The organism is Cyanobium sp. BA20m-p-22 (genome assembly GCF_024346275.1).
Classification (GTDB): domain Bacteria; phylum Cyanobacteriota; class Cyanobacteriia; order PCC-6307; family Cyanobiaceae; genus Cyanobium_A.
The window spans coordinates 1-11257 of record NZ_JAGQCQ010000092.1 but is presented as its reverse complement, the minus strand read 5'-3'; the positions used below and the strand labels follow the sequence as shown (position 1 = coordinate 11257).

Below are 11257 nucleotides of genomic sequence, written 5' to 3'. Positions count from 1 at the left end.
CTGTTGCCCCCGGAGCTGGGGACGCAGTAGCCGCCAGAGCTGTAGTAGCCAAGCGGGCAACCTCCAACCTTGGGCAGGGGTTGCACCGGCTGCTGGGCTAGGGCACTTCCTGCCGCCAAAGCTGCAATCGCGCAGGCAAGAAGCAGCTGATTGCGGCCCAGCGTCTTTTGAGGCATAGATACAGATTGGCGCAGATCAGCCAGCTGCAACCAAGTCATGCAGGAACCGCATGAAAAGGCTGCCGGTGCAAACTCCGGCAATGGCTAGAAAGTTTCTGCTGGGTGTGCTGGCGTTGGCGGCCTTGGCTTGGCCAAGCGAGGTAGTCGCTCAGGGCGTCAAAGCCACCGTGCTCTCCATCGGCGACGGCGACACCATCCGCGTGCGTCAGGCGGGCAAGGCCCTCACCGTGCGGCTGGCCTGCATCGATGCCCCCGAAACCGCCCAGGGCCCCTACGGCCAGCAGGCTCGCAACTACCTGCAGCAGCGGCTCCCTGTCGGGCGCGAGGTCAGCCTCGAGGTCAAGACCACCGATCGCTATGGCCGCAGTGTCGCCGAGGTGATCAGCGAGATCAACATCAACCTGGCGCTGGTGGAAGAGGGCCAAGCCTTTGCCTACCGCCAGTACCTCAGTGGGTGTAATGCCAAGGAGTATTTGGACGCGGAATATCGGGCCAGCCGGCGCCGCTATGGGGTGTGGCAGGTGGAGGGCGGCATCACCCGGCCCTGGGACTTCCGACGAGGTCGTCGCTCTGCCGTCATTCCTGATGGCACCACCCCGGGCGGCGGGCGTTACCGCTGCAGCGAGATCAGCTCCTATGCCAAAGCCCAGGAGCTGCTACGTCAGGGACACAGCTACCTAGATGGCAATGGCGATGGAGAAGCCTGTGAAGCACTCCGCTGACAGTCATCTTTCCCTTATTTCGTGGCTGCACTACTGGTTACTGCGGAAGACAGCGGAAGCAAAGGTTTGCCTGCTGATGTAGTGGATTGACACAGCATCTGAGTTCGGTATTTTTGAACATCAGACAAAGATCAGATGCTTACCGGCCCCGAACTACTCGCCAAGGTCAAGGAGCTAGGCAATGTCTCCAAGTCCGAGCTCGTTCGTGAGTGCGGCTATGTGAGCACCAAAAAAGATGGCACGGAGCGCCTCAACTTCACATCCTTCTATGAGGCCCTGCTCGGTGCCAAGGGTGTAAGCCTCGGCGCCGATAGCGCCGGCCGGGGCAAGGGTGGCCGCAGCCTTAGCTATGTCGCAACTGTTCAGGGCAACGGCAACCTGCTGGTGGGCAAGGCCTACACCGCGGTGCTCGACCTTAAGCCAGGCGATGAGTTCGAGATCAAGCTCGGCAAAAAGCAGATCAAGCTGATACCTTTCGGCAGCACAGAAGAGGAGTGAGCCGGATACCTGCTGGATCTTAACTGCTTGTGGTTAGAGGTAAGGGTCGCAGGACACCAAAAAGCCGCTGACATGGTCGGACCAGTGAAGATGGGCCTACTCGAAGCACCCCATGCACCTGCAGCTGCACGAAGACTTCGAGATGAGGGCCCTGCTAATCAAGCCCCTGATTCGAGGACACCGGGCTTTTTAAGAATTCTGGGTGTAGGGGGCGGAGCTGCTTGCGCTGACACTTGGTGCAGGGGTTACATGGGGGTCTCCCGTTGGCCGCAGGTGTTTCAGGTGCGAACGCGTACTCAAGGACTGCTTCGATTGCTGCTAGTAGGCCGTACCTTGGTTCTGGCATCCATTGCCTGATTCAGGCAGACATCTTGCGCCGCGATACTCCACCCTCTGCCATGACCCTAAAAATTCTAGCCATCGCCGGCCTAGCCGTCCTCGACCTTATTGTTGCTGTTCCAACTATTCAAGCACAGGCCTACACTAGGCCTATGCAATGTAGTTTTAATGACGGCCCGCCCGTCAAAACAGTCTCGATACATCACCACGAAGAGGCCTTTTCCCTTCTCTGGGATAACGGGCTTAAGTCACGCTTTGACCTGATCGGTCGCACCCCTGCCGGTAACCGCGTCTACCGAAGTGGTACTACTGCATTCTGGGCAGACGATTCAACCAATGAAGGCACTACAGCTAGTTCTAATAGCTCATACCTGTTCACCATGGTCCGCATCGACGATGGCAAAGCCAGTCGTGGCCCCAGCGACACCATCCGGTGCTGGTGAGCCCCGGGCCACTTGCTCTAAAAGGTCCTGCTGGAAGCCAAAGGCATCTGTGTGGGGCATGTTAGTGGCAGTGGCAAAAGCCTGAGCTACACCACCAAGATCCAGTTCAACGGCAACCTGCTGGTGGGCAAGGCCTACACCGCCATGCTCGACCTCAAGCCAGGCGATGAGTTCGAGATCAAGCTGGGCCGCAAGCAGATCAAGCTCGTCCCCCTGGGCAGCACAGAAGAGGAGTGAGCTGCTCCTCGGTTGAGCTGCTTGCCGCTCTTCAAGAGAAACCCCCGATCACCAACACAACCAGCTGGCGGAGTTGCTGCAGCTCGGTGGTAGTCACGCAGCAAGCGGTGGCATCTGTGATGCGAGTCTTGGCCACACAGGTCAGGTTCTGTGGCAGCAGATAGCTCACCTTCCTGCAGCCGTTGGTGCTGTTGGGTTGGAGCACGACAGTCAGATCGGCCATCGCCAGCGAGGGGTCGCCAGTCATCGGCACCACCAGCACTGTTGGATAGGCAGGGTCAAACAGATCGCAGTCCTGCACGACGACAGCTGGCCGGAGCTTGTTGGGCTCGGGAGGCAGAGGGTTCAGCCCAGGGTCGTTTGGATCTTTGCGCCAATCAACGGTGATGATCTGCCCAGCCCTCAAGTCCACGCCTGTCTTCAGCGGTTGAGGGGTTCAGGCGTGGCCCAGTCGGCAATGAAGGCACTGGCCTCCGCATCGGTGGCGATGTGCTCTGCCACCGCTTTGCTCTGGGAACGGATCCGTGCCCGCAGAGCATCCATAGCGCTGAGCGAGCTGCTCACCTGCACAATGCGTCGTCCCCCGCGCTGCCTGCGGCGCACGGAGAAGGGAGCCTCGGGCTGTTCAGTGGCGTAATCGGCAGGGGTCATGGCGGCAGGTGGCCTGCGCTGACAACACGTAGCCACACTTCAACGGTAAGCCCAATCCCACGTTCAAGCTCAGCTGCCGGGGCGTCGCTGAGCCAAAGCCAGCATCTCCAGCGCCTGGCCCTGCTGCTCCTGCCGCAGCGCTTCCGGTGCCTCGATGCGTAGGGCGCTGCCATGGGAGAAGAGCCAGCGGCGCAGGGCGACGCCGCGGGCCAGGATCCAGGGCGGCAGGTCGATCTCCAGCGGGTGGGGATGGCTATCGCCGCTGGGGTTGGGCGTCAGCACCTGGGCCAGCTCCGGATGCACCCAGTCGGCTGTCGTGCCGTGGCCCGCAGCCGTGGGCTTCGCTTGCTTAGCCGGCCGTTCCAGCCGGATCTGGTCGAGGGAGAAGGGAAGCTGTCCCTGGCGAATGGCGGCGTAGGCCTCGCTCTTGCAGGACAGGCGCAGGGTCTGCAGCTGGCGGCGGTGCTGCTCGCTGCTGGGCTGGCAGAGACCCTCCTGGGCTGTGAGGTCATCACCCAGCTCGATGCCACCGCAGTGATGAAGCAGACGCTGCAGCCTGGCGAGCGCGGTGCTGTGGTCGGATTCGTTGCGGCGACCCCGCGGCTCGGCCTGCAAAAACACCAGATATTCCAAACGTTCGCTCTGCAGCAACCCATGGGGCCTGCCTATGGCGTCGTCCTCCCAGGCCAGGTGCCAGAGCCCCGCTGAGAAGACCAGCTGCAGGGGCCAGGCGCGGATCTCCTCGCCGCGGTTGTCGCCGCCGCCAAAGGTGCTCTGGCGCAGCAGGCGTACGCGGCGGTGCTCGAGGATCGCCGTCTCGATCCGCTCAGCTTCCCTTGGTTCGGCCAGGGTGCCCCGCTGCTGGCTTTCCGAACCGGGATGGGCGCCATCGAGATAGGTGCGCAACGGCGGCGTGGCCGTCATCTCTATGCCGCCCCAGGCCAGACGTTGCTCCAGCTCATCGAGCAGATCCTGCGCTGTGGGATCACCCAGCCGCTGGGCCGCGTGTTGCACCACCCCATGGATTTCCACCAGCCGCGGCGCTGAGAGCAGGGCGGTGCCAAGGCAGTAGCCATGGCGTGGGTTGTCGTGGTGCAGCCGAAAGCCATAAGGGGTGAGGGTCTTCTCGATGTCCTTGCGCAGCGTCGCCAGCTCACCTGAGCCATGGCCGCCGGGGATCTCAGCGAGACGTTCCAGCAGGTGCCGCTGCATCGCCAGTGCCCCCGGACCTTCCGCCGGCCGGTCAAAGGGCGTCTGCAGCAGATGGCGCAGCAGGGTCATCACCCGCACAAACACCGCCGCATCAGCCATCGGCGGCTGGCCGCCATGGACGCCACCACTGCGGGGGGCCTGCTCCTCAGAGGTGCCAGCCAGCAGGGGCAGGGGCTGAATCCCCGTTGTCACAGGGGTGGCGGAGAAGAAGCCCTGGCCCTCCAGCCAGGCCAGATCGCGGTGTACAGCCTCGGCATCGCCGTAGCAGACCCCATGGAGCGTGCGCAGCAGGGCGGCCGCCCGCTGGGGCAGCTCACCGCTGGGCAGCGGTGAAACGAGCGTTTCTAGGGCCTCGCGGCTGCCCTGATCAGTTGTCGCCAGATCGGGGTGCGCCGCGAGCAGCTGCAGCAGGTAGAGCAGCCGCTCTAGATCAAGCAGGCGCGAATGGCCGTGGAGCAGCAGCTGGTGCTGGCGATTGCAGGCCGCGCTGATGCGGCGGGTAAGACGGGAGAGTTCGCTACGTAAATAAGTAGTGAGGTCGCGCTGCTGGGTGGGCTGCACCGCCACCACCGAGGCAAAGCCTTCCGCCCGACCCGGACCAAAGGCCTCATCCGCCAAGGCAGCGGCCATGCGGCGAATCACCGGGACGGGAACGGGGCGCTCCCGTTTCTCGTTCCAGCGCAGGCAGGTGCTCACCGGTGTGAAGTGCCACCAGCCGATCCACTCCACTGGCCGGGGTAAGGAAAGCTGCTGGGTGATCGCCAGCCGCCAGGGCCGCTGGGCATGGGTGGCATCCACGATCACCGGCATGCCGGCTGCCACCGCACCGATCAACCGCTCATGCAGCCGCTGCTGGATCGACGGCCAGGGCCCCTGAACGGCCGAATCGCCGAACACCTCAGCGCGGATCGCATCGGTCGCGAGCACCACAGCCGGCTGCCCCTCAGGCCCTGCAAGCAAAGGGGCGAGCGCCACCGCAGTGGTGCTCTTGCCACTGGCGGGCGGGCCGATTAGTAGGTGACAGCGCAGGGGCTCCATTGCTGCAGGTTGCTGGCCCTTACGGCCCGCGGCAACAGCCGCCAACCAACTGGTGCAGCCGGCTCAATGCTGGCAGGGGGTTTCAGCCGGCTGGGTTCTTCGCGGGAGGGAGGGTGGACGGGAGCTGGAAAAGGGCAAGGCTGATTGCCCCGTTCTGCTGCCGCGCTGCCGTGCCAATCCAGCGTTCTGCTGCCGTTGTGCCGCCTGCGCGGCGGCGGCGCAAGTCCTACAGACCACCCGAGATGCTGCTGAACCTGCACGTGCTGGATCTGATGGAAGTCAGCGGCAGTCAGATGCGCGCCGCCCGCTCCCTATCGATGCACCAGACCACGGTGAGCCGCAGCTACTGGGACCTGGCCGAGCAGTTCCGCCTCCAACCTGCGCGTGGCCCCCGCAAGGTGTGCCGCTGGGGGGGAAGCAGCAGCCTGCGCTTCTTGCGACTGGCCAGCAGGGCCCATCGCCTAGAAGACGGCCGCTTGCGGCTGGGCACCGATGCTCTGCACCAGTCGCTGCTTGCTGGGCTGCCCGGGGTGTTGCAGGTGCCGCCCTGCTTCCACCCAGCCGGCGACTGGGCAACGCTGGTGGCCCAGGGCGTGCTCGATGGAGCGCTGGTCTCCTCCCTCTGCCATAACCAGGAGCTGGCAAGTGGAGAACTGCCGCACTGGCCGGGAGTGCAGGTGCTGCCGCTGGGAACCTTGCCGCTGCAGCTAGTGGCCCATCAGCGCTGGGCTGACGTGTGGGAGGAGCAGGTGTTGCTGCCCGCTGCCCAGATCATGCCGCTGCTGCATGGGGAGCTAGAGCCCTGCATCGGCAACCTGGAACGCGCCTCACGGATCTGGCAGGACCCGCAGGCCTGGCTAGAGCAGCTGCAGCAGCGGCCCGTAGCGGTGCCGCTCTGCCCGGCCTTGGCCCCCAGGAGCTGGTGGCAGGAGCAGGGTCTGGTGCCGGTTGCCGATGGGCTGTTTCTGCAAGAACAGTTGTGGCTGCTGCTGCCCCAGGAGCTGCAGGCACCTGCAGCAGCCAAGGCAACGCTGCGGGTGATCCAGCGCCGCGCCTTCCGGGCGGAGGCCCGGGGAGCTGGGGCACTGCTGGGCTTGGAGGGGTCGCTGGAAGAAGGGGTGGGTGCTGGCGGTGGGGCTGCGGCGTGAGATGACAGCACGCCAAACAACACCGGTTGAACATCAATCAGCCGAGTCCCACCTACACCGGCTGGAACCACTGCATCCGGCGGCTCTGACGTTTTTCGCCATGCAGGACGGTGTGCCAGTGGCCTCGGCGCCAATGGGGCCGGCGCGGGGCGCTGCTGCTGCTGGCGCCGCTCGTGCTGCCCGGTGAGGGCGCCCTGGTAGTGCGATCAAGCCGAAAGTGGCGATTGCCTTGCCACCGAGCCGTCAAACACCCACCTGAATCCCTCGTCCAGTCCTCGCGCTGCGTCAAGGATCGGGCCATGCGCCCCGGTGGGGCGTCCTTGTCACATCCCTGCGGCTGGCCGTTGGGGGTGGGGTTCTCTGCCGTCCCCAGATGGCTGCCCCGCTTTCCCGCTCTGCCCTCCGTGCCCGTGATGCCCTGGTGCTCGAGCACCTATCCCTGGCTGATGCCGTTGCCTCAGCTGTAGCCCGCCGCTTCTTCCCTTTGGTCGAGCGGGAGGATCTGATCCAGGTAGCAAGAGAAGCCCTGCTTCGTTCAGTGCTGCGCTGCAAAGCAGGCGAGCCGGCTGAGCCCTATCTGCGCCGCTGCATCTCAGGTGCCCTGCAGCATCACCTGCGCGATCGGGTGCGGCTGGTGCGCATTCCACGCCGGCTGCATGAGCAGGGTCAGTGCCCCCTGGGTCATAGAAGCCTTGATGGCCACGCCGCTGGCGAGCCGTGCCTGCTCGATCAGCTGGCCAGCCCAGGGCAAGAAGCAGCCGGGCCCGCTGATGATCTGGCGCTTGAGCAGCTAGTAGATCAGCTGCCTGCAGCTCAAGCCACGGCCCTGCGGCTCACCATCCTTGAGGGCCTCTCGCTCCGGCAGGCAGCAGAGCAGCTGCAAATCAGCGCCATGTCGGTGCAGCGGGCCCAGAAGAAAGCTCTTGAGGCTCTGCGGCAGCAGCTGGTGGGGCCGGGCTGAGGCCCTCCTCCCCAGTCACTGCTGGAACACCAGCGTGGAGAGCGGCCACCAGCCGCTGCCGCCTTCGTCGTAGGCCAGCTCCACCATCGGGTCGGCGTCACTGCTGTCTACCGCCAGGTTGAGCACCGTGGCACCGCTCTCTGGGCTGATCAGGTCGCGCCAACAACGCGAGCTAATCACTGGCAGGGGTGCCTTGGTTTCAGTCATGGTTCAGGGGCTCACCATCACCCGGTTGCCAGCGCCGCTGTTGCTAACAGCCGCGAACTGACTGCGCTGGGTCGACCAGCAGAGCGAGCGCCAGCCCAGATCAGCTGGGGAGCTGCGCACAGTCCAATTGAGGCCATCGCCGCTGGTCATGATCCGGTTGCCGGTGCCGCTGCTACTCACCGCTACCAAGAGCTCTCGCTGCGGCGCCCAGCAAAGGGAGGTCCAGGCGTTGTCGGCTGCTGAACTGCGGCTGCTCCAACTGATTCCATCCGGAGAGGTCATCACCCGGTTGCCCTTGCCACTGCTGCTCAGCGCCACCAGCAAACCCAGCTCCGCCGCCCAGCAGATCCCCATCCAGCTGTTGGTTGCAGCAGCTGTCCGCAGTGTCCAGTTGCGGCCATCGCTTGAGGTCATCACTCGCTGGTTGCCGCCGGTGCTGCTAACAGCCACCAGCAGCCCCAGCTGCGGCGCCCAGCAGATCGAGCGCCACTCCTGATCTGCAGCAGCCGGGCGGACTGTCCAGGTGAGGCCATCGCTGCTGGTCATCACCCGGTTGCCCGTGCCACTGCTTGCGACGGCCACTAGCAGTCCCAGCTCTGGTGCCCAGCAGACCCCGGTCCAGTTGTTGTTGGCAGGCGTCTGGCGCAGGGTCCAGCTGCGGCTATCCGGTGAGGTCATCACTCGATTCCCAATACCGCTGTCGCTGACGGCCACGAACAGCCCCAGCTCAGCGGCCCAGCAGAGCGCCACCCAGTTCTGATCGGCTGCTGATGGCTGGGTGCTCCAGCGGATGCCATCGCTTGAGGTCATCACCCGGTTGCCCGTGCCGCTACCCGCTACGCAGGCGTAGAGCCCCAGCTCCGGCGACCAGCAGATCGCCTGCCAGCTGTTGTCCGCTGCGGAGCGCACGGCTGACCAAACCACACCGCTGATTCCCAGCACTGGCGGCGGGTTCAGCAGCTCCGCCAGTGATGCCGTCGGCAGCTGATAGGTACCGGACTGGGGCCCAGCGGGGCGTGTGATTGCCAGCAGGTCGCCTGGTTGGAGGGTCATCAACTGCGGCGATCAGGGCAGAGCTGGAAGGGTGCTCAGGTCCAGCGGCATGTAGTCGCCGGCCGGCTGGGCGCTGGCCATCGCTTCCTTGAGGGCTGCAGCATCGACGGCGGCGCCCTCGGTGCCGGTGGTGAGGTCTTCGGCAGTCGCTAGGCGCAGCACGCCTGCAGCAGCGGTGGAGGCAGGCTCAACGCTGAGCAGCGGTTGGGCGGGATCGCTTTCATCGATGACCAACGGTGCGGCCACCTGGATGCGGATCACGCCGGCACCGTCGGGGCCCAGTGCTGCGTTGGCGCTCCAGCTGGTGCCGTCAAACAGCAGCAGATCCCCCTGGGCGATTTCCTGACCGGCTATGCCGCTCCAGGTCGCCAGGGCCGTGCCGGAGCTGCTGGCCAGGTACACATCCCCGACTGCAGCATTGGCTGGGGCCTCAGTGGTTGTTGGATCAATCGCACCTCGGTAGGTGAGGGCACCGGAGATGGCTGCATGGAGCGTGCCATCGGCATCGACCGAGAGGTTGGTGCCGGGTTTGATCGCACCGATTGCCGCTGCGCTGGCGGGGCTGAGCATGAAGGCCTTGACCTCTTCTGCGGTGGCCCGGAATGGCGTGCCGCCGCGCTGCACCAGCAGCAGGTCGGTGGGCTGGGGCAAGGAGCGGCTGGTGCGGCTTTCGGTGGTGGTTGCCATAGCGATCAGCAAAGAAAAAGGATTGGGAGATCAGAGCTCGGGTCAGGGCGGCAGAGGGCTGAGCAGACGCAGGTCCAGCGCAATCACCACCACTCCATTGCTGGCGGTGGCACTGATGAGCGGCGCCAGAGCTTGCAACGAACTGACGCCCCCGGCTGGGGGTGGTTCAGGGGTGCCGCCGTCCTGGAGCTGGGCCTGGCCCAGGAAGATCACCCCCTGAGGCCGACTGCTGCTGCGGCACTGAGCCGTCAGCTCGGCCAGCACAGCCGGATCGGGAGTGGCCATCGGCGCCAGGGCAGTGCTGCTGAGCTGTTGCCAGCCCCCAGCCAGGGACGTGCTGGCTGGGGCGGCGCTGACTGCTGGGATCAGAGCAGGGCATCACCCAGCTCCAGGGCCGCGAGATCAGCTGCAGCCGTGTCATTGGCCTGGGCTTCCAGCGCCGTGGCCTGCTCAATCAGCTCGGCCTTGGTCTGGCTGGCATCTAGCTCTACGCCATGAACAGCCGAGCAGTAGTCGACGATCTGGGCCTTGGTCATCGCCTGGAAGTCAGGAGGCTCAGAAGCCAGCAGGGCTTCTCCGTCGGTAGCGGCAGTTGCCGGTTCAACCAGCTCAGGGCTGGGCAACTCGGTCAGCTCCGCGGTGCTGCTTTCACCTAGGGGTGCTGGTTCTGCATCAGGCTCCGGCCCTGGCTGCGGTGCAGGCTCCGGCTCGGGCTCGGACTCGGGCGCTGCTTCTGCCGGCTCCGTCTGCAGCTGCCAGCCCAATGCCTGCCAGCCGGCCAGATGCACCGGCCAGATCGAGCGGCTTTCGCCGTCCTTGACGATCAGCAGCTGGCTGGGTGGCAGCAGGGATTCATCGCCCACACCTGGATCCGGGGTGACGGTGAGCCGCTGCTCCGGGCCCGAGAGGCGAACGGGGGTGGAGGCAGGGTTGCTGCTGTCGAGGGGTTGCAGCAGCTCCAGCGGCAGGGCCTCAGAACTCGCCGCCAGGGTCAGTGACTCCAGTGGGTTACTCATGGCACTCACCTCAAAGCCCCTGGTTGGCGGTCAGCGCCACGCACATCCCTACCGGTGTGCTCGGAGAGATCACAGCGCGGGCCAGCCGCAGGCAGGGCGGCGTAACCAGTTCGCTGTCGGCTGGATTCAGCAGCAGGGCAGCGCCGCTGATGCTTGCCTCCACCTTGCCGCCAGCAGCGAGGATAGCAACGGCAGCGGCAGTTATCCAGCTGCCGGCTGTGCCGTCAGCCAGCAGGGGCGCTAGCTCCAGCGTCACGGTTACCGCGTCGCTGTGGCCGGGGTGAGAAGCCACCAGCACAAAGGAGCAGGAGGCATCGAGGTCGGTGCCGAGGTTGATGACATCGCCGCTGCTGCGGCTGTGTTCGTAGCAGTCGGTTGCCGAATGGTTAATCCAGCCGACGAGCACCGTCTGGGCATCGAGCAGCCGGGTGGCTTGGGTGGTCATGGATAGGGCTCCTATGGGGAATGAATGTGTGGTTCTGAGCAGTCCTCCGGGGGGTGGGGCTGGCGCTTAGGGCAGCACCAGCGGCATGGGCGCCACGTTGTAGAGGCGGGCCGCTGCCTTGCGGTTGCAGACGGCAAAGCCCACGTACCAATCCACCCGCGTGCGGAACACCGGTGCGTCATGCACCTCCCCGAAATCACGCACCGCAATGCCATACCTGCCCTCAAACGGTCCCTGCAGACCGCAGACCGCCGCATCACCCAGCACGCAGCAGTAGATGGAGGTGGTGCCAGCTGGTTCGTCGTAACCGAGGACGGCATGGCCCTCGGCGTCCTCCTCCACCAGCAGGATCTCGATCCCCTCGAAATAGTGGCGGCCGTCGATCACCTCATACAGCTCGCCGCCGGCCTGCTTGTGGCGC

At 65.1% G+C, this 11257-nt stretch carries 14 protein-coding genes and 2 pseudogenes; 6 read left to right on the top strand and 10 right to left on the bottom strand.

Features of this window, described 5'->3' with window-relative positions; translation table 11 throughout:
* Positions 1-229 precede the first annotated feature (229 nt).
* From KBZ15_RS09645 to KBZ15_RS09630, 4 genes and pseudogenes are all read left to right on the top strand, one after another.
* A complete protein-coding gene (locus KBZ15_RS09645; RefSeq protein WP_255014996.1) occupies positions 230-901 on the top strand; it encodes a thermonuclease family protein in 672 nt (223 codons plus the stop codon).
* A 135-nt stretch (positions 902-1036) separates the two neighbouring features.
* Positions 1037-1399 carry an AbrB family transcriptional regulator gene (locus KBZ15_RS09640; RefSeq protein ID WP_255014994.1) on the top strand — a complete coding sequence of 121 codons (363 nt, stop codon included), beginning with the start codon at positions 1037-1039 and terminating at the stop codon, positions 1397-1399.
* Between the two features lie 398 nt (positions 1400-1797).
* Positions 1798-2181: a hypothetical protein gene (locus tag KBZ15_RS09635; protein WP_255014993.1), complete on the top strand. Its 384-nt coding sequence runs from the start codon at positions 1798-1800 to the stop codon at positions 2179-2181.
* Positions 2182-2202: 21 nt separating this feature from the next.
* Positions 2203-2418 (top strand): annotated as a pseudogene (locus KBZ15_RS09630) (AbrB family transcriptional regulator); the annotation flags it as partial.
* Positions 2419-2449: 31 nt separating this feature from the next.
* Here KBZ15_RS09630 and KBZ15_RS09625 read toward each other — a convergent pair.
* The 3 genes from KBZ15_RS09625 to KBZ15_RS09615 all read right to left on the bottom strand — a co-directional run bounded on the left by KBZ15_RS09625 (position 2450) and on the right by KBZ15_RS09615 (position 5364).
* A complete protein-coding gene (locus KBZ15_RS09625) occupies positions 2450-2830 on the bottom strand; it encodes a type II toxin-antitoxin system PemK/MazF family toxin (protein ID WP_255014991.1) in 381 nt (126 codons plus the stop codon).
* Between the two features lie 8 nt (positions 2831-2838).
* Positions 2839-3069, bottom strand: a complete 231-nt coding sequence (locus KBZ15_RS09620; RefSeq protein ID WP_255014990.1) for a hypothetical protein — start codon at positions 3067-3069, stop codon at positions 2839-2841.
* A 69-nt stretch (positions 3070-3138) separates the two neighbouring features.
* Positions 3139-5364, bottom strand: coding sequence for an ATP-binding protein (locus KBZ15_RS09615; RefSeq protein WP_255014989.1), 2226 nt, complete (start codon positions 5362-5364; stop codon positions 3139-3141).
* A gap of 125 nt (positions 5365-5489) precedes the next feature.
* On the opposite strand from KBZ15_RS09615, the gene KBZ15_RS09610 reads away from it, so the two are divergent.
* Both KBZ15_RS09610 and KBZ15_RS09605 read left to right on the top strand, forming a co-directional pair.
* Positions 5490-6467, top strand: a complete 978-nt coding sequence (locus KBZ15_RS09610; protein ID WP_255014988.1) for a hypothetical protein — start codon at positions 5490-5492, stop codon at positions 6465-6467.
* Positions 6468-6840: 373 nt separating this feature from the next.
* Entirely contained in the window at positions 6841-7428 is a 588-nt protein-coding gene (locus KBZ15_RS09605) for a sigma-70 family RNA polymerase sigma factor (RefSeq protein WP_255014987.1), read from the top strand.
* A 15-nt stretch (positions 7429-7443) separates the two neighbouring features.
* On the opposite strand, the gene KBZ15_RS09600 is transcribed toward KBZ15_RS09605, so the two are convergent.
* From KBZ15_RS09600 to KBZ15_RS09570, 7 genes and pseudogenes are all read right to left on the bottom strand, one after another.
* The gene (locus KBZ15_RS09600) at positions 7444-7635 is read right to left on the bottom strand and encodes a hypothetical protein (RefSeq protein ID WP_255014985.1); all 192 of its coding nucleotides are present in this window, start codon (positions 7633-7635) and stop codon (positions 7444-7446) included.
* Between the two features lie 3 nt (positions 7636-7638).
* A complete protein-coding gene (locus KBZ15_RS09595) occupies positions 7639-8688 on the bottom strand; it encodes a hypothetical protein (RefSeq protein ID WP_255014983.1) in 1050 nt (349 codons plus the stop codon).
* A 12-nt stretch (positions 8689-8700) separates the two neighbouring features.
* Positions 8701-9375, bottom strand: a complete 675-nt coding sequence (locus KBZ15_RS09590; RefSeq protein WP_255014981.1) for a hypothetical protein — start codon at positions 9373-9375, stop codon at positions 8701-8703.
* Between the two features lie 42 nt (positions 9376-9417).
* Entirely contained in the window at positions 9418-9660 is a 243-nt protein-coding gene (locus KBZ15_RS09585; protein WP_255014979.1) for a hypothetical protein, read from the bottom strand.
* Between the two features lie 80 nt (positions 9661-9740).
* Positions 9741-10391, bottom strand: a complete 651-nt coding sequence (locus KBZ15_RS09580; protein ID WP_255014977.1) for a hypothetical protein — start codon at positions 10389-10391, stop codon at positions 9741-9743.
* A 10-nt stretch (positions 10392-10401) separates the two neighbouring features.
* Positions 10402-10836 carry a hypothetical protein gene (locus tag KBZ15_RS09575; protein WP_255014976.1) on the bottom strand — a complete coding sequence of 145 codons (435 nt, stop codon included), beginning with the start codon at positions 10834-10836 and terminating at the stop codon, positions 10402-10404.
* Between the two features lie 66 nt (positions 10837-10902).
* Positions 10903-11257, bottom strand: a pseudogene (locus KBZ15_RS09570) (hypothetical protein); the annotation flags it as partial.